The sequence below is a fragment of the Microbulbifer variabilis genome (genome assembly GCF_052468405.1).
Map to the genome: position 1 here is coordinate 188,676 of NZ_CP174343.1, position 24,816 is coordinate 213,491.

17 protein-coding genes and 1 pseudogene are annotated in these 24,816 nt (G+C 47.9%); 13 read left to right on the forward strand and 5 right to left on the reverse strand.

The window, feature by feature from the left end; translation table 11 throughout:
• The first annotated feature begins 270 nt into the window (after positions 1-270).
• On the forward strand, positions 271-3,276 hold the full coding sequence (locus ACJJJB_RS01160; RefSeq protein WP_020412013.1) for a TonB-dependent receptor plug domain-containing protein: 3,006 nt from the start codon (positions 271-273) through the stop codon (positions 3,274-3,276).
• A gap of 77 nt (positions 3,277-3,353) precedes the next feature.
• Here the strand turns inward: ACJJJB_RS01160 and ACJJJB_RS01165 are convergent, their stop codons facing one another.
• Positions 3,354-5,015: a tetratricopeptide repeat-containing sulfotransferase family protein gene (locus ACJJJB_RS01165; protein ID WP_445365540.1), complete on the reverse strand. Its 1,662-nt coding sequence runs from the start codon at positions 5,013-5,015 to the stop codon at positions 3,354-3,356.
• Between the two features lie 108 nt (positions 5,016-5,123).
• Complete coding sequence (locus ACJJJB_RS01170) at positions 5,124-5,414, reverse strand: hypothetical protein (RefSeq protein ID WP_020412015.1); 291 nt, start codon at positions 5,412-5,414, stop codon at positions 5,124-5,126.
• 963 nt (positions 5,415-6,377) lie between these two features.
• Between ACJJJB_RS01170 and ACJJJB_RS01175 the strand changes: the two genes are divergently transcribed.
• Together ACJJJB_RS01175 and ACJJJB_RS01180 are read left to right on the forward strand one after the other, a co-directional pair.
• Positions 6,378-9,083, forward strand: coding sequence for a TonB-dependent receptor plug domain-containing protein (locus ACJJJB_RS01175; protein ID WP_445365541.1), 2,706 nt, complete (start codon positions 6,378-6,380; stop codon positions 9,081-9,083).
• A 272-nt stretch (positions 9,084-9,355) separates the two neighbouring features.
• Positions 9,356-10,506 (forward strand): annotated as a pseudogene (locus ACJJJB_RS01180) (IS30 family transposase).
• Positions 10,507-10,950: 444 nt separating this feature from the next.
• On the opposite strand, the gene ACJJJB_RS01185 reads toward ACJJJB_RS01180, so the two are convergent.
• From ACJJJB_RS01185 to ACJJJB_RS01195, 3 genes are all read right to left on the reverse strand, one after another.
• Complete coding sequence (locus ACJJJB_RS01185) at positions 10,951-13,848, reverse strand: TonB-dependent receptor (protein ID WP_445365542.1); 2,898 nt, start codon at positions 13,846-13,848, stop codon at positions 10,951-10,953.
• A 126-nt stretch (positions 13,849-13,974) separates the two neighbouring features.
• Positions 13,975-15,036, reverse strand: a complete 1,062-nt coding sequence (locus ACJJJB_RS01190; protein ID WP_445365543.1) for a FecR family protein — start codon at positions 15,034-15,036, stop codon at positions 13,975-13,977.
• Between the two features lie 282 nt (positions 15,037-15,318).
• Positions 15,319-15,837 (reverse strand): RNA polymerase sigma factor, encoded by a 519-nt coding sequence (locus ACJJJB_RS01195; RefSeq protein WP_020412022.1) that lies wholly within the window; start codon positions 15,835-15,837, stop codon positions 15,319-15,321.
• A 235-nt stretch (positions 15,838-16,072) separates the two neighbouring features.
• On the opposite strand from ACJJJB_RS01195, the gene dnaX reads away from it, so the two are divergent.
• The 10 genes from dnaX to ACJJJB_RS01245 all read left to right on the forward strand — a co-directional run bounded on the left by dnaX (position 16,073) and on the right by ACJJJB_RS01245 (position 24,766).
• Positions 16,073-18,019, forward strand: coding sequence for a DNA polymerase III subunit gamma/tau (dnaX, locus tag ACJJJB_RS01200; protein ID WP_444945678.1), 1,947 nt, complete (start codon positions 16,073-16,075; stop codon positions 18,017-18,019).
• A gap of 62 nt (positions 18,020-18,081) precedes the next feature.
• Positions 18,082-18,426 (forward strand): YbaB/EbfC family nucleoid-associated protein, encoded by a 345-nt coding sequence (locus ACJJJB_RS01205; protein WP_020412024.1) that lies wholly within the window; start codon positions 18,082-18,084, stop codon positions 18,424-18,426.
• Between the two features lie 30 nt (positions 18,427-18,456).
• Positions 18,457-19,065, forward strand: a complete 609-nt coding sequence (recR, locus tag ACJJJB_RS01210; RefSeq protein ID WP_020412025.1) for a recombination mediator RecR — start codon at positions 18,457-18,459, stop codon at positions 19,063-19,065.
• Between the two features lie 5 nt (positions 19,066-19,070).
• Positions 19,071-20,198, forward strand: coding sequence for a ribonuclease D (gene rnd / locus ACJJJB_RS01215; protein ID WP_020412026.1), 1,128 nt, complete (start codon positions 19,071-19,073; stop codon positions 20,196-20,198).
• Positions 20,199-20,486, forward strand: coding sequence for a YcgL domain-containing protein (locus ACJJJB_RS01220; RefSeq protein WP_445365544.1), 288 nt, complete (start codon positions 20,199-20,201; stop codon positions 20,484-20,486).
• Between the two features lie 7 nt (positions 20,487-20,493).
• The gene (locus ACJJJB_RS01225; RefSeq protein WP_020412028.1) at positions 20,494-20,943 is read left to right on the forward strand and encodes a YcgN family cysteine cluster protein; all 450 of its coding nucleotides are present in this window, start codon (positions 20,494-20,496) and stop codon (positions 20,941-20,943) included.
• Positions 20,915-21,382, forward strand: a complete 468-nt coding sequence (locus ACJJJB_RS01230) for a hypothetical protein (protein ID WP_245556658.1) — start codon at positions 20,915-20,917, stop codon at positions 21,380-21,382. Before ACJJJB_RS01225 ends, ACJJJB_RS01230 begins: the two co-directional genes overlap by 29 nt.
• A 435-nt stretch (positions 21,383-21,817) precedes the next feature.
• Positions 21,818-22,498: a YEATS-associated helix-containing protein gene (locus tag ACJJJB_RS01235; protein ID WP_020412030.1), complete on the forward strand. Its 681-nt coding sequence runs from the start codon at positions 21,818-21,820 to the stop codon at positions 22,496-22,498.
• 139 nt (positions 22,499-22,637) lie between these two features.
• Positions 22,638-23,483, forward strand: a complete 846-nt coding sequence (locus tag ACJJJB_RS01240; RefSeq protein ID WP_020412031.1) for an AAA family ATPase — start codon at positions 22,638-22,640, stop codon at positions 23,481-23,483.
• Between the two features lie 101 nt (positions 23,484-23,584).
• Positions 23,585-24,766, forward strand: a complete 1,182-nt coding sequence (locus ACJJJB_RS01245) for a vWA domain-containing protein (protein ID WP_020412032.1) — start codon at positions 23,585-23,587, stop codon at positions 24,764-24,766.
• Positions 24,767-24,816: the final 50 nt, after the last annotated feature.

Sequence of the window (24,816 nt, forward strand, 5' to 3'; positions counted from 1 at the left end):
AGGGCTTGATTTTTAGCCATCTCTTTCCTTTCCATAAATATACTGCTTGCTAATGCGAAGTGCGTGATTCTCTGCTTAGGTGAATTATTTTTCCTAGGACAAAAGTGACTTTTACGAATATAAGGGCAAGCCCGAATTTATTGAGGTTTTCCTGGTTTAGACCGTCCAAGAACTGTTGGGAAGAAAGCAGCCACTTGGGGGTAGTTGTTTTCATGACACGTCAAAAATGACAAAAAACAAATAAGTCCAACGATCAAGAGAGGATTGACCATGAAGAAGAATCTCCTATCTGTGGCTGTAAAGGGAGCCCTTGGCTTCACTGCAGCGGCAATTATGGTTCCAGCTATGCCAGCTTTTGCCCAAGAAGATGCGCAAATGGTGGAAGAGGTTGTTGTAACAGGCTCCCGTATTGAGCGTGCGAATGATGTGAGTGTTAGCCCTGTAACTTCCGTTACTGCTGAAGACTTAAAAGCAACGGGGGTTGTACGTGTAGAAGATTTGATTAACGATCTTCCGCAGGTTGCTGCTACTCAAACAGCTGGGCAGGCCAATGGTTCAACTGGTACGGCAACGGTTTCTTTGCGTGGGCTCGGCTCCCAGCGCACACTGGTGCTGATTGATGGTCGCAGAATGCCGGCAGGTTCTCCACTGCAGGGTGGTTCTGGTGCTGACTTAAACCAAATACCTGGCGCTTTAGTGGAGCGGGTTGAGGTACTTACAGGTGGCTCTTCCGCAACTTATGGATCTGATGCAATTGCTGGTGTTGTCAACTTCATCATGATGGATGATTTTGAGGGCGTTCGTTTCGAAACCCAAACAAGTGTGTATCAACACAATAATGACAACAGCAAAATGCAAAGCTTGGTCGAATCTAATGGATTTGATGTGGCTGATGGCAGTGTGACCGACGGGGAAACCAATGATTTCTCCCTGATTATGGGGGCCAATCTCGATAACGGTCGCGGTAATGTAACAGCTTATGCGAACTATCGAAAAATTGATGCAGTACTACAATCTGACCGGGATTACAGTGGCTGTAGCCTGGATGGAGGCCCTGACAGCTTCGAGTGTGGTGGCTCCTCAACAGTTCCTTGGGGGCGTTTTACTGATTTTGGGGGCAATGAGGGAGATAATACAGAGGGCTTTGACTACAGTCTTGATGGGACTGGCTTCACTAACTTTAGCCGCCTGTATAATTATGGCCCACTGAACTACTTCCAGCGCCCTGATGAGCGCTGGACAATGGGTGCTTTCGGTCATTATGAAATCAATGAGAAAGCTGAAGCTTATGCTCAGCTGATGTTTACGGATGACCGTACCGTTGCACAGATTGCCCCCTCAGGTGCTTTCTTCGTTACCGATGATTTGTATTGCGGCAACCCTCTTCTTTCTGAAGAGCAGTTCCAAGCAATCTGCGGCGTTTACGGCTTAACAAAAGATAATTATGTTAGTGATCTAACAGTTGTTAATACTGATCCAGACACAGGCCTTCAAACTTTTAATCCAGGTAAGGTATACATTGGTCGTCGAAATGTGGAAGGCGGACCTCGTCAGGATGATATGCGTCACACCACCTTCCGTGGCGTGTTTGGGCTGCGTGGCGACATAAACGATAGCTGGAACTATGATGTTTACTATCAGTATTCTGAAGTTAGTTTAGAACAGACTTATCTGAACGATATGTCTGTAACTAATATTCGCCGCGCGCTGGATGTTCGTACTGATGATCGTTTGGATGCAAATGGAAACCCTCTTGCAGAAACATACGGTCAACCTGTTTGTCAATCTGTTATTGATGGTTCTGACCCCAACTGTGTGCCCTGGAATGTATTTCAAGAGGGCGGTGTAACTCAGGAAGCGATTGATTACTTGGTCTTGCCACTTTATGCCCGTGGTACGACTGATCAAGAAATTATCTCAGGATATGTGACCGGTGATCTGACTGATTACGGCTGGAAACTCCCCAGCGCAGATAATGGTATCGCTGTAGTAATGGGCCTGGAAAGTCGCCGTGAGAGCCTGGTTTATTCTCCCGATGCTGGTTATCAGAATGGTGAGGGTGCTGGACAGGGTGGACCAACATTGCCTGTTGACGGCTCTTTGAGTGTTAAAGAAATTTTTAGTGAGATGAATGTCCCACTCATCAATGGAATGCCAGGTATTGAATACTTGGGATTAGAGCTAGCTTACCGCTACTCCGACTATTCTACAGATGAGCAGACTAATACCTATAAAATTGCAGCGGACTGGCAGCCTACTGAAGACTTAAAACTGCGTGGTAGCTTCCAATCAGCAGTTCGTCATGCAAATATTCGTGAACTTTTTCGCCCCCAGTCAATACAACTTTTTGATATGACTGAGGACCCTTGTGGATCTCGCACTAAAGATGGCCAGCCAGTTGCGCCTTCAGCAACTCTTGAGGCCTGTATGAATAGCGGCATTACTGCAGCCACCTATGGTAATTCAATAGATTCACCCGCTGGTCAATATAATTTTATTGGTGGAGGCAACCAGGAGTTGACACCAGAGGAGTCTGAGACTCTTTCATTTGGTTTTGTGTACTCTCCTTCATTTGTAGAGGGGCTGACTGTCAGTGCCGACTACTTCAATATTACTGTTGAGGATGCAATTGCCAATATTCAGCCAGAAACCATCTTGAATAAGTGTCTGGAAACTGGTGAGGCTCGATTCTGTGATTCTATTAGCCGCGGTGGTAATGGTAACTTGTGGATTGGTGAAGCGGCTATTACAGCGGTAGATGTCAATATCGGTTACTTTGAGACTGAAGGGGTTGATATTAATGCAAACTATGGCTTTGATATTGGAAGCTATGGCGCAATTGATATGAACTTGATTGCAACATACCTCACAAAGTGGGATCAGCAGGAGTTTAAAGGCGAGCCAGTTGAAGAATGCGCCGGTAATTGGGGCAGTTCTTGTGGTACACCTACTCCAGATTTCGTAAGCACCTTACGTACAACGTGGTCTACCCCTTGGAATTTGGATGTGGTTGGTAGTTGGCGCCATATTGGTGGTGTTACTGATCTCGGTGCAAATGAAGCAGACTTTGATGCAGTTGACTACTTTGATTTAGCTGCTTCTTGGGCAGCTTCTGAAAATTGGACCATTCGTGGTGGTATTAATAATGTTTTTGACAAGGAGCCACCTCTAACCGCTGATGCAGGTTCAAGTATTTTTGGTAATGGTAATACCTTCCCAGGAATCTATGATGCACTTGGACGTTATGCATTCTTAGGTCTGACAGTGGATTTCTAAATTTAGAAGCTAGATTTAGAAGTTAAAAGGCGCGGCATGATATGCCGCGCCTTTTTTGTTGGTGTTTTAGAATAGATTTAGCTCTTATATTTATTTAAGATTTTTAAATGCTTGCTGTAATAATTATTTCTTCCCATAGAGGTGCTATACAGAGGGTCGCGGACCTGCCAAATACTGGCTGTTTTCACATAATTTTTCCTTTGGGAGAAGTCTAGGCAGCTGGACTCCCATGGTAACTCTAGAAATCTCAGAAGTTCTCTAGTTGTGATTTCAGAATTAGTTACAAGGTTCTCGTAGTTGATTTCATAGATATCATGTGGGAAAAGATTCTTCCAGTGATCCATTAAGTCAATATGTTCGCTGTAGTAGTGTGCAATATGTTCCAGGTTTACTGAATAATTAAAATCTGGCCCCATTTGTTGGAAGAAAATTGATAGGCAGTTGTCTAAAAAGTTTCTTGTTGTCCATACTATTTTCGCTTTAGGGAAAATTTTTTTTATTAATCCAATGTGGAGGAAGTTGTCAGGCCTTTTGTCTGTGATATATTTTTCGATTGGAACAGGTCTTTTTAATTCTTTTATATAGAGTTTTGATAAACTATTGAAAAATTCTTGTTTTTTTGTCTTCAGGATTCGAGGGTATTGGCTTCCCATCTTTTTAACCTGTTCAGGTATAAATTCTATTTCTCCACCTGGGGAGACTTGAGAGTGGCCACTTAATATTTGTTCAAGTAGGGTGGAGCCTGAACGGAACATACCACAAATAAAGATTGGAGTGATACTGCTATTCCCTGATCCCTCTGGGATGGAATTATCTTTAAAAAACACATCTTTCAGTGTGTTTGTTTGCCACTCCTGTAGTTTAGGGTCGTAAGGTGGGATTCGTTGAGCACCTAAGGCATTGGCTTCGCAATAAGTTTTAAATGCTGCATCATACTGGTGGCAATCATCAAGCAATTTTCCTAGTGCGAAATTTAGTTCCTCCATGTTAAGGTTAGAGAGCCTACCAGAATCTAAGGCTTTTCTTATATTGTTTATACGAGGGTCCTGGATGCTGTCGGCATGGCACATATATGATAGTCGAGCGAGAGCCAAACTGCATTTTGGATCGACTTTCAGGGCTTCGTGATATATTTTAGTTGCTTTCTGTTTGTCGCCTTGTTCTTCAAACAGAGCGGCAAGGTTTAAAAGGGCGGGTGTATATTCTCTGTTTTTATTTAGTGCAAGCTGATAACTGTCTTTGGCTTTATCCTCTTGTCTTAGTTCAGAATAAATGACCCCGATATTTGTGTAGACCTCTTCCGGATTTGAGATCCCCTTGCTCAGAGCTTTTTTGTAAAAGGATAAGGATTCTGAAAGTCTGTTTTCTATTTTTAAATGGTATGCGAGGTTGTAGACAATGTTTGGGGAGCACTCTGGCGTTTGTTGGATGTAATAGTTTAGAGCCTGTATAGCCTTATCGTTATATCCTTGTGACTGAGCTAGCTTATATGCTTCGGCCCAATAGCTTGTGTCATTTTTTTTTATTGAAGCAAGAGAAAATAAATGATCTAGGGCCTTATCCTTTCTGCCAAGCCTCAACGTAAGTTTGTATAGTTCCTCAAGAGCCAAAGTTTTCAAGTTGTTATCAGAGTCTTCTAGAACCCTCAGTAATTTAGCCTCAGCTGCTGTATATTGGTGCTTATTAATGAGCTTTCTGGATTGTTGCAATTCACTAAATGAAGCCTGAGGTTTAGTCATTTGAGTTGTCCACAGCAGATGATTGAAAAAAAAGGCGCTTACACAAGCGCCTTGGTGGATGATCAATTTTTTTGAAGCTTCTGCCCCAAAAACTTTAGTTGGTACAAATTATCCACCTTCAGGATTGCCTAAAACCCCTTTACGATTTTGGTTATTTACCATGTTGGATGACTCGCGAGACATCCTTTTCCATTCTTCCGCTGTCATGCATGTTTTTTGCTTAAACCTGGAGCCGGTAATTGCTCTTGATTTACAAATCAGTTGATTGCTGGTGTTACTCTCGACTTCATTTGTATTTTGGCTGGATGGCGCAATGTTTTGGCCTTGTTGTTGCTCACTTGCGCAGCCTATAAGTAGCCCCAATCCGAAAAAAACAGAGATGAGTGATTTTTTTCTCATTAGATATTTCCAATTATCTTAAACAAGTCCATGCTAATGCTTAAATAAAGGCGGATCTATTATAAGGCCACCAATCGTTGAGGTCACCCTAAGGCGGAGAAAGGAACGATTCAGGGGCAGGCTAATTAAGAACTATATTGCTCATGTTAATAAAGATGGTAAAACCGGCTGGTTCTAATAACTGATTCTTTCTTAATGGTCTTGAAGTAAAAACTTTCGATATTTATTGCGTAAAGTGAAGTTCCTCTTAATTTTCGATCATTCTCATGGTGAGCGGCACTCTTTTTTAATTTTGGCTTTTATCTTTTTGGTTGATGTGTGTTTCCACTAGTGGTTTTTGGGGGTAGAGGTCGGAATGTGATAATAAGCAGGGGTTTTTAGGTTGGTCTGGTGAGTTCTGGGCCTAGGGGGCAGCGTGAGCTGACTGTAATGAGGTTTGTCAGTCATGTGTGGTAAGTGATATAGGTTCATAATGATACAGATCGCTGCCTCCTTGAGAATAATCTCATCAAGAGGACTCTTTAAGTCCTGGCTATACAGTTTCATGTTTTCATTCTAGAGAGATCGATAAGTCCTGAATTGGTAGAGGACCCTTTGCTCTCTCACCCCATTTCCCCACAAGCTCCCCCTAATATGAGTAAACCCGGGGCTAAATCTTGCCAAAATAGCCTTCAATCAGCTTATCTTGGATAGCATTGGGCTTAAGTGTTTTTATACTAATAAAGCCCTGTATTTCGCAATATAAAGCTAATTTTAGACTGCTAGATAAGTATGTATATCTGATATCGAACGGTATATGTACTAAATATCTTTTTGTTTTTAATCACAAGAAAGCCAACCTTGAACAAAAAAAAGTCACAATAGTTCCATAAATCTCTTCAATGCTTTAAAGTCAGGTACGTTCTTTAAGAATGCTAATAGATAAAAGCAGTTTAAGTACCTTAAGTATAAGAAGGTTCCACTATGATCAAGACCAAACTGAGCGTTGCCATTGCAGCACTGGGCACGATCGCCAGCACTGGCGTATTCGCCCAGGAATCCGTCCCCGGACCAGAGGTTGAAGAAGTAGTTGTTACTGGTTCTCGCATTGCGCGTGACCCACTGTCCACTACTGGCCCAATTACCCTCGTTGACTCAGAAGCCATCCAGCGTTCTGGAGTGGGCACCATCGACGAACTGTTGAACCAACTACCGTCCATGGGTACCACCGGTATCAACGCCAACGATAATAATGGCGGTGCTGGTCTTTCATTCGTGGACCTACGTAACCTGGGTTCAGCGCGTACCCTGGTACTGGTTAATGGTCGCCGCTTTGTGTCTTCAAGCTCAGGCGTGAGTTCTGCTGTAGATATGAACAATATCCCTGTAGACATGATTGACCGGATTGAAGTGCTGACTGATGGTGCCTCTGCGGTATACGGCTCTGACGCTGTGGCTGGAGTTATCAACGTAGTATTGAAAGACTCTTTCGATGGTGTGCGTATAAATGCCCGTGCTGGTGCTACTGAAGCTGGTGGCGGAGAGAATGGCGAGCTGTCTATCACTTTCGGTAAAGAGTTTGATCGCGGACAATTCATCGGCAACGTTACTCATAGTAAGCGCGATGAGATCGCTTACACCGACCGTGACTGGGCTGGCCTACAAAGCTCTATGTCCCCGACTGGCAATATTTTCACCAACTACGGTGCTTTTAGTGTTGGTGAGGATGGTGAAACGCTTGGTGATTACTCCTCCTACGACATTGGCCAGTACATGTGGCTGTCCGGGTCTATGGAACGTACCAGCTTTACAGGAAGCGGCACCTTCTCAATTACTGACTCCATCGAATTCTATGGAGAAGGTTCTTACACCACTAAAACTACCAATCAGCAGCTTGCTGCTCAGCCGATGTATGCAGGCAATGGCCTGAACATCACTGCTGACCATCTTTCAGCAGAAGTCCAGTCTCAGTTGTCCGACGCTTGGCAAGCGGCTGAAGATGCCTACCAAATTGAGCTCGCGGCATATAACGCAGCTGTTGCAGAGTGGGAAGCCCAGGGCAGCCCTGATGACCTGAAGCCTACTGAACCAGAAGCCACTCACGGGGAAAACTGGCAAGACGGCCTCAGTGATGTGCGCTTACGCCCGGTTGCTGGTGGTACTCGCGACTCTGAGCAACAAACTGAAACTTACCGAATTCTCGGCGGCTTGCGTGGTGATTTCTCCAATGGCTGGGGCTGGGATGCGTTCGTGAGCTACGGCAGAAACGAAGGTGATAACACCGTTGGCAACTCCATCAGCAAGACGAAAGTTCAGGAAATTCTTGATGGTGTAAGCGGTATTGCAGAGGAAGATATCCAGTTCCTCGGCGGCATGAGCGGTGAAGTTATCGACTACATCAGCTACACCGATCGTGAAGACAACGAATACGATATGCTTAATGTCGGCGCCAGCTTGACCGGAGACATCGAACCTATTCAGTTCCAAGGTGGAGCTTTAGGTTTTGCTGCGGGCGTTGAGTATCGTAAAGAGTCTGGTGAGTTTAATCCGAGTGAAGAAACTCAACTTGGTGAGACCTTTAGCAACCAACAAGATGCCACTTCTGGCGACTTTGCGGTAACTGAGGTATTTGCAGAATTCAACCTGCCAATCCTGTCTGGTGCCAAGTTTGCTGATGAACTCTCCGTTGACGCTGCTGTACGTTACTCTGACTATGACACCTTTGGCGGTCAGGCAACTTATAAGCTTGGCGCTGTATACGCACCAACAGAAAACCTGCGTTTCCGCACCAGCTTATCCACTGCATTCCGTGCTCCAGGTATCTATGAACTCTATAGTGGTTCTGCTCAGAGCTACGAGTACCTCATCGATCCCTGTGATACCAGCAGCAACAATGAGGATGGGCAGGGTGCAAACTGTGGCATGGTAGGCGCAGGCTTCACCCAAGCAGGCAATCAGGTACCAACCAACATCGGTGGTAACGAAGATCTGCAGCCTGAAGAATCTACAAGCTTCACGGCTGGTATCGTATGGACCCCGGCTTTTGCTGAAGATCTGTCTATCACCCTTGATTACTTCAAAATTGAAGTCGAGGATGCAATCACTTCAGCTGATACACAGCAAATCCTGGATGACTGCTACCGCGATGGCAACGCTATAGCTTGTACGCTGGTACGCCGCAGCGACAGTGGCCAGATCGAGTATCTGGAAGGCTCCCTGATGAACATCGGTGAGATCAACACCAGCGGTATTGATATCGATGTAGTTCAGAACTTCCATTACGATGCGGGTAAATTGGCTCTGCGTGCCCAGGCAACTCACCTGCTTGAGTACGAAGAGTACAACTCTCAGACAGACCAGACCACTGACCGGGTAGACTACATTGGCACTACCAGTGAGGCTTACACCAAGTGGCGCGGCCTTGCCAGTGCAACCTGGTACGCTGACAACTGGGACTTTGGAGCTGACATTCAGTACATTGGTGATGGCCACAGCCCATACATGGACATGCCTTCCCACACTTATCTGAATTTGAAAGCAGGCTGGGATGTAAATGAGTCCATGCGCCTAACCGCTGGTATCGATAATGTGACCGATCGTGAACCGTCTACTACTTCAGGTAGCGATTGGAACGGCACTTACGACTTCCAGGGCCGCTACGCCTGGGCTGGTGTTACCTATCAGTTCTAAGAGCTGTTAAAGCATCATATTAAGGGGGCTATTTTAGCCCCCTTTTTATTGCTTTGATTTTTGTTAATTTCTTAGAAAGATTATCGGTCAAATACTACGAAGTTCTACATGGTTGTTTAAAGTAACCTAAACCAATATCAATTTATTGGCCTCAGTGACGCTTTTTATTGAGGTTGAGTTTCTTTACTTTATTCTCCTAATCTAAGTACCTGTAGATTCAATTGATCAGTGCAACACCCCTGTAGGAATATGGCCTATCGGGGGATCATTGAATGAAGCGCATATTTACAGCAGAAGAAAAGGAGTGGATTTTCGACGCTTGGAAAAAGGGCATTGGCTTTTGTGAAATTGCCAATGCCATAGATTCTAAGTCAGGAACCATTTTTACTGTTTTGAGAGATACTGGCGGAATTAAACCAATATCCAGAAAGCCATCTCCTCAACACCTCACATTAGCCGAACGCGAGGAAATACGTGCAGATCTTTCTGCAAAACAAAGTATTCGAGCAATCGCTCGCTCCTTGAATCGGAATCCATCCACAATCTCGCGTGAGATTCAGAGAAATCGGGGGCGACGATACTGTAAAGCAGTAGACGCAAACAACCGTACAAAACGGATGGCAAGGCGTCCCAAGCCGTATTTGCAGGAGCAAAACTCGAGGCTAAAGAAGCTTGTTTTGGAAAAATTAGAGTTGAACTGGTCTCCAGAGCAGATATCGGGTTGGTTAAGGAAGACATATCAGGCTGATGAATCAATGCAGATATCAGCAGAGACTATCTATAAAACACTGTACTTCCATGTGCGTTCAGCACTTCATCATAAGCTAGTAAAGCATTCGCGTCGATCTCACAGTCTTCGTCACAGCAAACAACATTCACGTAAAGGCGAGCGCGGTACTATCAACATCTTCAACGGTATATCGATAAGGGAGCGTCCTCAGGAGATACAAGAGCGATGTGTTTTAGGTCATTGGGAGGGTGACTTAGTGTCAGGTTCAAACAACACTCATCTCGCCACGCTTGTGGATCGAAAATCGCGGTTTACGATCATTCTTAAATTGAAAGGGAAAGATGCGACTTCTGTGAACCAGGTGCTTGTTGCTAGGTCTAAAAACTGCCAAAAGAGCTTTGCCAATCACTGACGTGGGACCGAGGAATGGAGTTGGCGAAGCACGCTGAATTTAAGGAAAATACAGGTGTTCCTGTCTTCTTCTGCGATCCTCAGAGCCCTTGGCAAAGGGGAACGAATGAGAATACCAACAGTTTAATCCGTCAGTACTTTCCAAAAAAGACATGCTTGGCGCAGCATACTCAGAGGAAACTCAATCAAGTTGCTAACGAGCTTAATAGCAGGCCAAGAAAAACACTGAATTTTGCGACACCAAAGCAGGTTATTAAACAGGGTGTTGCCTTGACAGGTTGAACCCACACCTGCTTTTTCCTTGTCGGTGGTGTGATTGATAGAATATTAGTGCCCAGCCAATTGTTAGAATTGCCTTTAATGATCGACACCTAGGTTTTCCTCGCTTTTTCTTTAAGTTCTAAATAAAAGAGGAAGTGCTTATTGTTTTATCTGATGTAGATTTCACACTTTTTTGGGTAAGGGAAAGGTTGTAAGTGTGGGATGTATACTAGCCTTGAATTGAGTTTAATATACTTGGTCATGAAATTGTGGGCTTAAATTTTCGATCCTAATCAGGGCTGTTGAAGTTATTTTAATAGCGTTATAGCAATGGGTTAGGGTGATTCGTATTGTAATGCTATCTAATTCTTCTATTAGGTTGTCGGTTGATGCTTCAGGGGAAGGTGTTCTTCTGGAGGCGTAGTGAATTGCATCTTGGTACGTAACTGGGAGGCTGGCTATAAGTCAGAATTTGAATGAAATATTACCAAATAAAAACCGGCCAGTTAAATCATATGTGCGATAGTCAAAATTATTATCTGTAGCGGTAATAGTAAGAGGAGGGGCGGTGTCGAACAGGTTTCTTATTCCAAATGAAAGTTTATAATTTGATGCGACAGAGAAGGCAAATTGTAAATCGTGTGTAGACCAGCTATTAATTTTTCGATCTACAAATGCATTACCCTCAACATAGGACTCCCTCATTTCTCCTACGAAGTGTACAGTGTATCCGGCTTCCCATTGATTTCCAGTCCAATAAATTCCTGCATTAGCTTTCCAGTCGGGAAGAGATCCGGCTCCACCCTTTGCAGTATTTACAAATAATCCTGCTAAGTCTTCCTCAGGCAAGCTAGGGGCACTTTGGTTTAGGTAGTGCAGCATGTGGCTCAGGTTCAGAGCAAAGCTAACTTGGCCGATACCCTCTGGATTTACCACTTGGCGGAGGGCAATATCGTAGCCTCTTATATGGCGGCTTCCTTTATTGATACGCGTGGCTAAGATTTTTGTAATTTCACCATTTTCATCCCTAATAACTTTTTGATCAAAGGTTCCCATGTAAGCATTTTGCTCGACTAAAAACTGCGGACTAGCACCGATCACTTCTTCTTGTCGTATGTCGTAGAACTCAATAGTTGCGTTAAGACCTTCAAGTTGACTTGGGGTCCAGCTGAGACTGGCGAAGAGGCTTTTTGATGTCTCTGGCTTCAGGTTGGGGTTACCACCAAACTCAGTTAGGTATTGGATTCGAGCGCTGTCTGATTGTTTTAAGCATCCAATTAGTCTGTCTGCATTCTGACCCGTACATGGATCTAAGATAAACTCCTGACTCTGATAACCCTGCTGGTACATATCGGTAAGAGTTGGGGCCCTAAACCCTGTAGTAAAACTGGCTCTCAGTTGCAGGCTCTTTGTAGGGTGCCAGCGAATAGCTAACTTAGGGTTATGAGTACTGCCAAAGTCACTGTAGTCGGAAAGTCTTACTGCGCCATCTAGCCATAGTTTACTTTCTTGTATGGGTATCGAAACTTCTGCGAAAGCTTCTCTGATGGTACGGGACCCTTTAGCTGAGCCAGGTGTATAGCCTCCAATGAATGAAAGCTCCATGCTGTCATTGGAGTTTGAGGTTAAGCCCTCGTGTCGAATTTCAATACCCCCTGCTGCTAGTATTTCCCCTGATTTTATTTGCCCTAGTGCACCATCAGAGACAAAGGTTAGTGACTCCATGCGTGAATGGTTCCGGGTGGAGCTTTGGTCACGGATGAAGTCCAGTTGCTCCTCGTTGATGCTGCCACTTGGACCTAGAAGATTTACAGGGGTACAGCCGTTATTTGTGCTGCAAACATCAGGCCCCTTTAGCCCCAGGGAGAGAGCAAAAGGATCGATTAAGTTACTGATTTTCTCGGTTCTGTCGGTATGGTGAAAAGCTGCGCCGAGTTCCCATTGCCACTCATTGTGTACACCTTTCAGGCCTCCGTTAAAACGCCAGGTTGTTGCATGGTTCTCTTGGATGCGGGGCCCTAGTTCAATGATTCGTTTCCGGACGTCAATGACATCTTGATTGAAAGGGTTGTAGATGTTGTCTGCTGTTATAGTCAATTCACCATTATCAAAGCGGGTGAATACCGGGGTGGGAGCGTTGGTGGCTTCTGCTGAGGTGTGCAGTCCCATTATTTCTGCAAAAAGCTGAGTGTTCTCACTTAAATCGAAGCTGGTGGATATATAGCCGGAGTTACTTTCGACAGGGGTTATTGCAGAAGTGTAGTCATTGTAGTTGTACCTCTCCTCAAGAGACCAATCCTGGTAGCTCCCACTTGGGGCGTTGGTAAGTACCTGATTTCTGCCTAAAGCAATAAAGCCTTCAGGAATTGCAGATGAACGTTTATCTGTACCGCCATCCCCGCGGCTATCCGCTGACTCTGACAGGCTGCGATCGCGGCTCATCACCGATCCCTGTCGATAGTGTGCCAAGCCTATCATCAGGTGACTGCGCTCCCCTTGCCGTCCCCAGGTTAGGTGGTGGGATTCAGTCTGGCGGTCCTTTTCATATGATTGGCCGTAGTAGCTATCGACAGAGAGTCCCTCGAAGTCCTTGCGCAAAATGATATTGATAACCCCGGCAATTGCATCTGATCCATAGATAGCTGATGCGCCGTCTTTTAGGATTTCAACGCGCTCAACCAGAGACAGGGGAATGGTGTTGAGGTCTGTAGCCTCACCGTTAAATCCATCTCCTATGATGCGGCGGCCATTGATCAGGACTAAGGTATTGCTCGCAGGTAGGCCGCGTAATGATACTGTTGCCGTGCCGTTGTCTTCTTGGCTGACTGATGTGCTGGTGGAGTTGCCGGATACTGCCGGTAAGAATTTTAATAAGCCCGCAATTGTTTGCGCCCCTGTAAGCTCAAGTTGCTCTCGGGAAAGTCGGTCGATAGGGGCGTAACTATCAAGCTGGTAATGACGCAGGTGGCTGCCCGTCAGACTTTGTCCTGTAACAGTGACTTCCTCTGTTGGGAGAATGGTTGTGCCTAAGGGGTCTGGTGACTGCTCTTTGTTAGGTGTTATCGCAAAAGAGCTTGGGCCAATGCGCTGGTAGGTGAATGGAAGGTCCCGCAATAACTGCTGTAGTATGGGTTCGAATTGGCCATCATCACTTGTCAAGGTCTGCTTGGGTACCGCATAGCGGGATGCAGATGAGGTTTGCACCAGAACGGAGATCTTACACTGTTGGCCTAATGATATTAGGGCCTGGGGAAGCGACCCTGCTGGTAGTTGGATTTTGGGTTCTGGGCAGGCGGCATCAGCTGTACCAGTATTTGGTAGCAGCAAAGCCAGAGAGAAAAAAGCCCAGTGCTTTAGCTTCAAAGAGGGTGCCCGTGTTTATTGTATTCAGTGCCATAGCTGGCACTGAAGTACTTGTTACTATTTTATTAGTGGGCGGCAAATTGTAATTTGCACAATAAACAACCGCCAAATTAAGACGGTTATAACCTAGTTGTGCTTTGGGGACAAGATAGTCAGGTTAGAGTTACTGCGGTCTTGCTGAAGTTGTAAGGCTGTTGCAATGGCCTCTAGGGTATTATCAGGGTCAGAAACGGCGAAAGTACCAGAAACCAGACGCCCCTCTACTTGTGGAGTGGCAGCTACAGGTACCGAAAGATAACGATTTAACTCCTCTAGGGCCTCTTTTAGTGGAGTTTTCTCAAAAACGAGAAGGCCGCGGGTCCAGTCAGTTACTTCCTCGGGAGAGGTCCTACGGACTTCGCCAAGGCCTCGATCAGTAATGCTGACTTTCTGGTTTTTGGTTAATTTTACCGACTCTGGGGCCAGTCCGGGGCTGGATTCTGCCTCGCTTACTGATACTGTACCTTCAGTGACAGACACCCTGGTGCTCTCCGGGTTGAGCTCTACATTAAACTCCGTCCCAAGTACGCGAATATTGGCACCGCCGGCTGAGACAGTGAATGGTCGGGAAGTTTGTCGGGCAACTTCAAAGAAGGCTTCACCGCGAATTAGTTGGGTCTGCCTTTCGTTTCGGCTGTAGTTAATAAGCAGCTTACTGTTGGAGTTTAGTTTTATTTCTGACCCATCAGCTAGGTTTATCGTTCGAATCTCACCAAGTTCGGTGGTATAGACTTCCTGCTTGGGTTTTCCTGTATTAAGCCACTCTAAACCGACCAGGGCAGCGAGAAATACGCCACAGGTAGCTAGCCCACCACTGAGGATCCACTGCGGCATACCCCAACGGCTACGCATTGACTTCTTCGAGGTCCCAAAATTTTGCTTTCTTTCGTGAGTAGAATCAGCTATTTGTGGCGCTGGAGTGCTTTCTGGGAAGAGCTGGTCAACCGGCATATGTGCAAGTGCACCTAGGTCACCCCATAGCTCTGCAATTTCCTCAAAGGCCTGGTGGTTCTCACTCGACCCGGACAGCCAAACTGCAAAATCACGCTTATCAGCTTTACTGACGACATCAGAGCGTAAGCGCGCAACCCAAGCGCAGGCCTGATCCAGGCTTTCTTCGCTTAAGTTTTGTTGTGCGTTGATATTCATGCTTGCTCTGATATTTCGTGTTTCTGGCTATTCAGTGAGACTGTCGTGCCTAAATTTGTGGTGCATCTTACTCAAATTCCGCTGATTTGTGTGATGCATGCGGCTCAAACTTTCCATTTGCGAAATAATCACAATGTACTCGATCACTTTGTCAGCAAAATATTCTGAAAGTGCCCTGATTGGCAGGGTTGTTCAAGCTTTAAGTATCTTCCTTGCATTCTGAGACGGCTGAGCAGATTCCCCCCTCAACAAAATTTTGAATTCTTGGGGGATCGCAGAGATTTAGTCGACCTTCTTTCTACAGGCTTTTAGAGCCTGTAGAATATATTTCTCCACACTACTGACCGAAATATTCATTTCTCGTGCAATTTCACTGTAGGAAAGCCCGCGGGCTCTATGTAGCAGGAAGGCCTGGCGACATTTGAGTGGCAGTTTATCCATGGTTTCGTAGATGGACTGAAGCTGTTGACGTGCTGCGAGAACCCTTTCCGGGGATTGATGGTCAGCGTGATCATCGCTGTGGGGCTCCCCATCAAAGGGGACTTGCTGATTGATATATTCCACATGCAGCTTGCCCCGGCGCAGTTGATCGACAGCCAGGTTGTTGGCAATTTGATAGAGGTAAGCGCGGGGGTTGTCCAGTTCCTTTTCGTCGCTGAGTTTTTGCAGGCGCAGGTAGGCGTGTTGTGCGATATCTTCGGCATCATCTGGACTTTTAACAATGCGTGCAACAAACCGTACCAGGGCTTGGCCGTGCTCGGCAAACAGCTTTTCCAGAAGCGTCTTCCTGGCCTTATTCATTACTTATCGTGATCCCCGTACCAAACTCGCTGTAGTTATGGACTGATTGTTCTAAGTGCGAGTTGGCGCACAGTTATAACACAAGCATTGCTTTGGCTACGAGTGGCACGATCGATCTCTTTAGGTTGCTGTTGGTGACCGGCTATGCGTAGGCGCCTATGCCGGTATAATGGCGCCCGCGCAAGTGGCGCACGATGATCGATTTTGCAGAGGTGTGCCGAGCACCGGAGACTGGATGAGCTATCAAGTACTGGCACGTAAGTGGCGCCCACGGCTATTTCGGGAGATGGTAGGGCAGGAGCATGTACTCCAGGCACTGATCAACGCCCTGGACAACGGCCGCCTGCATCACGCTTACCTATTTGCCGGTACCCGGGGGGTGGGTAAGACCACCATAGCTCGAATTCTAGCCAAGTGTTTGAACTGTGAAGAGGGTGTCAGCTCTGAGCCCTGCGGCAAGTGTGATACTTGCATGGAGATTGCTGATGGTCGCTTTGTTGACCTAATTGAAGTGGACGCGGCATCTCGCACCAAGGTAGAGGATACCCGTGAACTGCTGGAGAATGTTCAATATGCTCCGACAAGAGGGCGCTATAAAGTTTACCTGATTGATGAAGTCCATATGCTCTCCAATAGCTCCTTCAACGCCCTGTTGAAAACCTTGGAAGAGCCCCCTCCTCATGTGAAGTTTCTTCTCGCCACAACAGATCCGCAAAAGCTGCCGGTCACTGTGCTATCCCGCTGCCTGCAATTCAAACTAAAGAATATGAGTCCTGAACGGGTGGTTGAGCATTTGCGCTTTGTTTTGGAGCAGGAGCAGGTACCTTTTGAAGAGGGGGCCCTCTGGCACCTTGGGCGCGCTGCGGACGGCAGTATGCGAGATGGCATGAGTCTTACCGATCAGGCGATCGCTTTCGGAGCCGGAAAAATTAGTGAGGCTGAGGTTCGAGGTATGCTCGGTAGTATTGATACCGGGCTGGTGTGGAAGTTACTCCAAGCTCTGGCTGATGAGGATGCCGTAGCGCTGTTTGCGGTGGTTGCAGAGCTGTCCCAACAGGCACCCGACTACGGCGCTGCGTTAGCGGAGATTGCAGATAACCTACATCGCTTGGCAGTCGCCCAGGTTTTACCTCAATCGATGGATAATTCTCTTGGGGATGGGGAGCGGCTGAAGACTCTTGCGGCTCAAATAGCCCCGGAAAATATACAGCTTTATTACCAGATGGCTCTGCATGCCCGCCGCGACTTGCCTCTGGCCCCAGACCCGCGAAGTGGTTTCGAAATGGCGTTGCTGCGTATGTTGGCATTCCGCCCCCAAGGGGTAGCGGATATCCCCAGGAAGGCACTTCCCGTGAATGAGCGGGAAGGGCAGGGCATTCCTGAAAAGGTAGAATTACAATCTAGCTCCCCAATAGTACGGGAGGATGCCGAGGCAAAAAAGTCTGAACTGACCTCGCTACAGCCAGAGGTTGCGGCGGATAAAGTGATACCTGTTTCCGGGGAACAGTTGAAGCCAGTTCAAGCAGACGAACAACCGGTGCTGAAGGTTGCAGGAGAGCCTGCGGAGCCGGACATACCTGAGTCCGAGATCACTCCGGGCCGTGTGGATGAGGAGCTACCCTCTCCCGAGATTGAAGCAGGAGTGTCATCGCCGAGCCCCCGTGAAAATGTCTTGGCTGAGCTTCGACAGCGTGTAGCGGAAGTGGAGTCGACCCCGGTAGTTCCCGCACAGCCGCAGCAGAGGCCAGCAGTGGTAGCCACCGAGGTGCCAAAAGCGCGCCTTGATGCGCTCACTCCAGGCAGTTGGCCGGCGATGTACCAGCAACTGGGAATCAGCGGGATACTGCATTCTATCGCCCAGCACCTTGAGCTTGTGGGGCGCCGGGACAATATACTGTCCTTTACCTTGGATGAATCCTATAGCAGCCTCTATGACGATGTGCATCAGAGGCGTCTCGGAGATCTGCTTGGAGACTTCTTTCAGCAGCCGGTGGTGGCGCAGATCCAGGTTGGCTCGGTGCAAGGCGGCACACCTGCGCGTTTGGCAGCCGCGACCCGTGAGGCTCGCCTTGTCGCTGCCCGTGAAGCGCTGACTACTGATCCTTTGGTTCAGGAGCTACAGGCCGAGTTAAATGCGCAGTTACTGCCAGACTCCGTCGAATCGCTAGTCGAAGCAGATTAATACAATATTGTATGCCCGGTTTTTATTTGGGTGGTTACATGAAACAGGAATAGAGGTTACTTATGAAAGGTTTGGGCGATTTGATGCAGCAGGCCCAGAAAATGCAAGCCGACATGCAAGAAAAGATGCAGAAGCTCCAGCAGGAGTTAAGTGACCTGCGTGTCTGTGGTGAGGCTGGTGCGGGTCTGATTAAAGTCACTATGAATGGCCGTCACGATGTGACTTCAGTGGAAATTGATCCTTCGTTGCTTACTGAAGATAAAGAAATGCTTGAAGACTTACTTGCGGCGGCAGTCAATGATGCGGTGCGCAGGGCTGAAGAAAAGGCTCAGGAGCTGCAAAAGCAGCAGGTTGGCGATCTTGCTTCGGGTATTAATCTGCCCGAGGGTTTTAAATTCCCGTTCTGATAGCCGGGCATCCCATCTAATTAGAGTTTTATGTTTAGTCCCCTGATCGAAGAACTGATTCGCGCATTGCGCTGCCTGCCTAGTGTTGGGCCCAAGTCTGCGCAGCGCATGGCGATGTACCTGCTGGAAAAGGATCGCGATGCTGCAGTGCTTTTGGCGCAGAGCCTGTCGCAGGCAGTGGAAAAGGTTGGCCGCTGCAACCAGTGCCGGACACTCACAGAGGAAACTATTTGCGCGCTGTGTAATAACAGTCGTCGCGAGCAAACGTCCCTATGTGTAGTGGAAACCCCCGCAGATGTTTTGGCGATAGAGCAGGCTGGCAATTATCATGGCCGTTACTTTGTACTGCATGGCCATCTCTCCCCAATTGATGGTGTAGGGCCAGCGGACCTGGGAGTAGATTTGCTGGAGCAACGCCTCGCCAGTGAGTCCCTGCAGGAATTAATTGTAGCGACCAACCCGACGGTCGAAGGTGAGGCAACGGCGCAATATATAGCTGAGCGTGCAAGGGCGCATGGTGTAGCGGTAAGCCGCATCGCTCACGGGGTTCCCATTGGAGGAGAACTGGAATATATCGACGGCGGAACTCTGGCTCATGCCTTTAACAGCCGCACATCTTTTTTCCCCTCTGTTGAGTGATACCGATGGTTGAGATAGATACCACTCCGCGCTGGGTGGATAGCAGCGAGCAGCTGGCTGCCCTGTGTACCGAGTGGCGCCGGCAGCGCGCGGTAGCACTGGATACTGAGTTCATGCGCAGTCGTACCTTTTACCCTCAGCCAGCCCTGGTGCAGGTAGGGGATGGGAAGTACTGTTACTTGATCGATAATCTAGCTATTGAAGACCTTCAGCCTCTGAGGGATTTACTCCTGGATGCGGCTGTGACCAAGATCATGCATAGCTGCAGCGAGGACCTGGAAACCCTGGAATGCCTGTTGGGAGTCGTTCCTGAGCCGATTTTCGATACCCAGATTGCAGCTGCTATGAGTGGCATGGGGGCGGGCCTGGGATATGCGGCTACTGTTCGCGAGTTATTGAATATTGAATTACCGAAAAGTGAGACCCGCTCTGACTGGCTGCAGCGTCCACTGAGTGAGGCACAACAGAGTTATGCGGCTCTTGATGTCGCTTGGTTGCCAGTGCTTTATGGTGTTTTACTGAAGCGACTAGAGGGATATGGCCGGGAAGGATGGCTTCAAGAGGATTGCGCTGCACTGGTAATTGCTGCGCGTAGTCCACAGGCGCCGGAACTCTATTATAAGAAAGTAAAGGGGGCATGGCGCCTGCGTGGCAAGCAGCTGGCGGCTCTTCAAGACCTCTGTGCCTGGCGTGAGCGCGAGGCACGGGTACTAAACATGCCGCGTAATCATCTGCTCAAAGAAAATATCTGTATGGCCCTGGCCCAGCAGTTACCGCGGCATAAAGGTGCTCTGAGTCAGGCTGGGTTTGAAGGTCGCGCCCTCAGGGAGCATGGGGACAGTCTGTTGCAGGTGATTTCCCAGGCTGTACAGCGGAGCGATATGCCAGCACGCCTACCGCAGCCCCTCAATCGCCAGCAGGGAGAGGTTCTCAAACAATTGCGCCAACATCTCAGCATAATTGCTGAACGCGAGGGCCTGCCAGCTGAAATCCTTATCCGCAAGAAGGAGCTAGAGACTCTGGTGCAGGCCCGCAAGCCGGAGCTACAAGGGCGCATGTGTGGTTGGCGGGCAAAGGTTGTGGGCGAGCCTCTGCTTGATGTATTGCGCCAGCTGCGCAAAGAGGAACTATAAGTGAAAGTTTTATGTGATATATACCGCAGTCCCAAAAAAGAGGAAATGTACCTGTACGTGGATAACCGTGAGGGAACTGCGCGGGTGCCTGAAAATCTATTGGAGCTATTTGGCAGCCCTCAGCACCTGACTACCATGTTGTTAACCCCGGAGCGTAAACTGGCGCGCGCAAATGCTGACAAGGTCCTGCAGGATGTGCGTGCGCGAGGTTACTATTTACAAATGCCGCCGGTAGCTGATTCTGAAATGAGTGAAATCGCACTGAAGAACAGTAAGCTGCAACGCTGAGACTGAAATGGCTCAAGTGCCTTTTTGGCGGCGTAAGACCCTTGAACAAATGAATGCTTCCGAGTGGGAGGCGCTTTGTGATGGCTGTGGACGCTGCTGTATACATAGTCTCGAAGATGAGGAGACGGGAGAGGTATATAGTACCAACGTTGCCTGTCGACTGCTCGATACATATTCCTGTCGCTGTAGCCAGTACAGCCGGCGTAAAGTATTGGTGCCTGGCTGTATACAGCTTCAAGTAGAGGACGTTCCAGAGTTCGGTTGGTTGCCGAGTACTTGTGCTTACCGCTGCCTGTCAGAAGGGCGCTCTCTACCGGATTGGCATCCACTGATTAGTGGGGACACAGAGTCGGTGCATAAGGCCGGTATTTCAGTTCGTGGCAGAGTCGTAAGTGAGGAGCTGGTGCACCCGGATGATATGGAAGAGCATGTCGTTACCTGGGTTGATGTTGATTGAGAGGATGCCTCCAGATGTTCTTGCGGGAGGCGATGAGGATTTAGAGAAGAAAGTAAAAATGTCAGAAGATTTTCAACTTGCCTGGATTGTTTACACGGCGTCGACTCTGGTGCTGTTATTGGCGGGCTGGTGGTTTATGCGCAATTGGCGCTGGAGCTGGTTGCGCCGTACTCTCTTATTAATCTTTGCAGCGGTATTGTTAGTGCCGGTAAAGGTACCTGTTGCTGAATCAGTGGCGATGCCAGTGTTACCTCTCTTTGTTTATCAGATGCTTTTTGAAGAAAATGGCGCAGCGCCGGAGGTCACCGCAAATCTGGTTTTTTCCGCTGGCGGAGCTTTGGCTGTGATGGTTTTTTGGGGGATTGTCACACTGCTGCTGCGCTTTCGGCGCGATCGACGCAGTCGCTTTGATGATGATCCTTACTTTAATGAGCAGTAACCGCCAGAGACCAGACTTTTTTTAGTTAGCGATCACTTTTAAGGGCTGGTGGACAAATAATTGCCTATTAGCCTTTCTTGCATCTAGCCAGTTAATAGTCGACCCAAATATTTCTTCTGCGAACTACCTTTCCCCATTGGATCAAAGGCGCCGTATCCTCTGCTCCGGAGTTCTCTATCCGGTGACAGCTGCTATATCTATTAGGCTGCCTGCAGGCTTGGCGTGAGGCCATGCTAGTCGGTTCAATTTTCGACGTTGAATAAGGGCGTAGCCATATAGAAAATGCGGCTTGGAATGTCCGTAAGCAATTCGAAAATTCACTATGCTGGCAGCTTGATGGCCGGACTTAAAGAAAAATACTGAAGAAGTGCAATTGGCACATTATTCCGTCCTTGTAAGTTGGCGGAGGCTGCCATTGACGTCTGAGGAATCCTGATGCTCGACCACCTGCTGATTCTTACCGCGGTAATGCTGGTTTCGGGCATTCTTGGCGGGTTGGTGAATTACTATCAGATGCTGTTTACAGAGGAGGATCCGGCCGGTCTTGCACGTTGCCTGATTATGGGCTTGTGCGGTGCCTTGATAGTGCCAATTTTCCTCAAATTCACTCAAAGTGACCTCTTGATCGAGATCCAGGGGGATCCATCGCGCCTGCTGATTTTCACCGGCTATTGTTTACTGGCTGCCATTGCCTCGCGTATGTTCGTTTTTAATGCTGCACGTCGTCAGTTACGGGACGCCAGTATTGCCCGGGCCAGGGTTGAGAACCTTGAGCAGGAGCTGCGTACAATGCAGCTCGAGATGATGCCGTTATTGGAGCATGAAATTGAAGGGGATCTGGAGCAGGGGCCAGTGCTGGATTTTAACCAGATCCGTAAGCTGGATGAGAATGCCCTGCAAGTGCTCAACCTCCTTAATAGTGGTGAGTGTGTATTTCGCTCCCTGTCAGGAATGGTGCAAGACAGCGGTATGGAGACCAATTCTGTCGCCCGCGCCTTAAATAGCCTGTTAGTGTTGGAGATGGTCGGTAAGATTCATAGTCACTTGGGAATCCGCTGGTACATCACCAGTAAGGGAAGACAGGTGGTACATCGCCGTAGTACCCAGATGGCTTGACCCCGGTTGCATAAGCAGTCGCTCAGCCTACTCAAGCTGGTCATCCAATTTGGTCGTTCCCGCCTCGCCTCCTGCCCTGTTGTTCAATTATCATTCGCTAAATCAGATAGATAGCGGCGAATACAGGATTGGAGTAGTCATGAAATTTACCGGTACCGACAGCTATGTAGCTACTGAAGACCTGCAGATGGCGGTAAACGCAGCGGTCACCCTGCAGCGTCCCCTTCTGATCAAAGGCGAGCCGGGCACCGGCAAAACTTTGCTTGCGGAGCAGGTTGCGCAGAGCCTCGGCATGAAGTTGATCCAGTGGCATATTAAGTCCACTACCAAGGCACAGCAGGGTTTGTATGAATATGATGCCGTGTCACGCCTGAGGGATTCCCAATTGGGAGTGGATAAAGTCCATGATATTGGCAATTACATCAAGCGCGGTAAGCTGTGGGAGGCTTTCGCGGCTGAGGAACGTGTAGTACTGCTGATTGATGAAATTGACAAGGCAGATATTGAGTTTCCCAATGACTTGCTGGTAGAGCTGGATCGCATGGAGTTTTTCGTCTATGAAACCGGCGAAACCATCAAAGCCAAGCAGCGTCCCGTCGTAATTATTACCTCCAATAATGAGAAAGAGTTGCCTGATGCTTTCTTGCGCCGGTGTTTTTTCCATTACATCAGCTTCCCCGACCGTGACACCATGCGCAAAATTGTTGACGTGCATTACCCGGATATAAAGGGGCAGATGGTGGCAGAGGCGATGGACATCTTCTTCCAGCTGAGGGAAGTGCCAGGCCTAAAGAAAAAGCCCTCTACTTCGGAGTTGATTGACTGGCTGAAATTGTTGATGGCAGATGATATTCCCGAAGAAGTCTTGAAAAACCGTGATAACAGCAGTGCGATCCCTCCTCTCTACGGAGCCCTGCTGAAAAATGAACAAGATGTTCATATGCTGGAGCGTCTTGCGTTTATGGCGCGTCGAGATAATCGTTAATTGGTGAATCGCTGTGTTTCAGGGAGAGGATATGCTCTTCCTGAAGTTTCATCGGTTGGTTCGATTGCAACCCTATTTTCCTATGCTGACTGCGAATTACTATGCTGATTGGCTTTTTTCTAAATTTACGCCGCTATAAATTACCGGTATCCATTACCGAGCTGCTTTCCTTGCTCGAAGCTTTGCAGCAACGTTTGGTGTTTGCAGACTTGGAGGAATTTTACTTCCTGGCCCGAGTTTGCCTGGTGAAGGATGAGAAGCATTTCGATAAATTCGATCGCGCGTTTGAGTCTTATTTTAAAGACCTGGAAACACTGGATGATATTGTCGAGCAGATGATCCCGGATGACTGGCTCCGTGCAGAGTTCCTGAAACAGCTCACGGAAGAGGAAAAGGCTAAGGTCCAAAGCCTCGGTGGTCTGGAAAAACTGTTGGAGGAATTCAAAAAGCGCCTTGAAGAGCAGAAGAAGCGCCACAGTGGCGGCAACCGCTGGATCGGTACCGGTGGCACCAGTCCTTTTGGTAACAGCGGCTATCACCCGGGAGGAATTCGGGTTGGGGGTAAGGGCCGCAACCGCTCGGCATCTAAAGTGTGGGAGAAGCGTCAGTTTAAGAACCTGGATGACAGTGTCAGCCTGGGTACTCGCAATATCCAGGTCGCCCTGCGCAAGCTGCGAAAATTTGCCCGCACCGGCGCTGCTGAAGAGCTGGACCTGGATAACACAATTTCCTCCACAGCACGCAATGCGGGCCTTTTGGATATCCAGATGGTTCCGGAGCGGCACAACGCGATAAAAGTATTGATCTTTTTTGATGTAGGGGGCTCCATGGACCCCTACGTACGGGTTTGTGAAGAACTGTTTTCAGCCTGCCGCTCCGAATTTAAGCACCTGGAGTATTTTTATTTCCACAACTTTGTCTATGAGCATGTTTGGAGAGACAACCAGCGTCGTTTCAGTGAAAACACTTCATTGCTGGAAGTACTGCGTACTTATGCCAAAGACTATAAAGTTATTTTTGTGGGCGATGCCTCTATGGCGCCCTACGAAATTACCAGCCGCTATGGCAGTGTCGAGCATATGAATGAGGAACCCGGTGCTGCCTGGATGGAGCGAATTACGAATACCTACAGTAACCTGGTCTGGTTAAATCCTGTCGGTGAGGAGTACTGGCAATACACCCCCAGTATTGGAATGACACAGCGTTTGGTCGATGGGCACATGTACCCGATGACTTTGGCGGGGTTGGATAGGGCGATCGCCTATCTGGTAAAAGGGCGCTGATGCTGCAGTAATATCTTTCAAGTCAGGCGGCACTGTCCGAACCGCCTGAT

Coding starts and splice junctions, on each gene's coding strand:
- ACJJJB_RS01240 (WP_020412031.1), top strand. CDS start 22,638: ATGAAATTTACCGGTACCGACAGCTATGTAGCTACTGAAGACCTGCAG.
- ACJJJB_RS01235 (WP_020412030.1), top strand. CDS start 21,818: ATGCTCGACCACCTGCTGATTCTTACCGCGGTAATGCTGGTTTCGGGC.
- dnaX (WP_444945678.1), top strand. CDS start 16,073: ATGAGCTATCAAGTACTGGCACGTAAGTGGCGCCCACGGCTATTTCGG.
- ACJJJB_RS01245 (WP_020412032.1), top strand. CDS start 23,585: ATGCTGATTGGCTTTTTTCTAAATTTACGCCGCTATAAATTACCGGTA.
- rnd (WP_020412026.1), top strand. CDS start 19,071: ATGGTTGAGATAGATACCACTCCGCGCTGGGTGGATAGCAGCGAGCAG.
- ACJJJB_RS01205 (WP_020412024.1), top strand. CDS start 18,082: ATGAAAGGTTTGGGCGATTTGATGCAGCAGGCCCAGAAAATGCAAGCC.
- ACJJJB_RS01175 (WP_445365541.1), top strand. CDS start 6,378: ATGATCAAGACCAAACTGAGCGTTGCCATTGCAGCACTGGGCACGATC.
- ACJJJB_RS01225 (WP_020412028.1), top strand. CDS start 20,494: ATGGCTCAAGTGCCTTTTTGGCGGCGTAAGACCCTTGAACAAATGAAT.
- ACJJJB_RS01230 (WP_245556658.1), top strand. CDS start 20,915: ATGTCGTTACCTGGGTTGATGTTGATTGAGAGGATGCCTCCAGATGTT.
- ACJJJB_RS01160 (WP_020412013.1), top strand. CDS start 271: ATGAAGAAGAATCTCCTATCTGTGGCTGTAAAGGGAGCCCTTGGCTTC.
- ACJJJB_RS01170 (WP_020412015.1), bottom strand. CDS start 5,414: ATGAGAAAAAAATCACTCATCTCTGTTTTTTTCGGATTGGGGCTACTT.
- ACJJJB_RS01165 (WP_445365540.1), bottom strand. CDS start 5,015: ATGACTAAACCTCAGGCTTCATTTAGTGAATTGCAACAATCCAGAAAG.
- ACJJJB_RS01190 (WP_445365543.1), bottom strand. CDS start 15,036: ATGAATATCAACGCACAACAAAACTTAAGCGAAGAAAGCCTGGATCAG.
- recR (WP_020412025.1), top strand. CDS start 18,457: ATGTTTAGTCCCCTGATCGAAGAACTGATTCGCGCATTGCGCTGCCTG.
- ACJJJB_RS01195 (WP_020412022.1), bottom strand. CDS start 15,837: ATGAATAAGGCCAGGAAGACGCTTCTGGAAAAGCTGTTTGCCGAGCAC.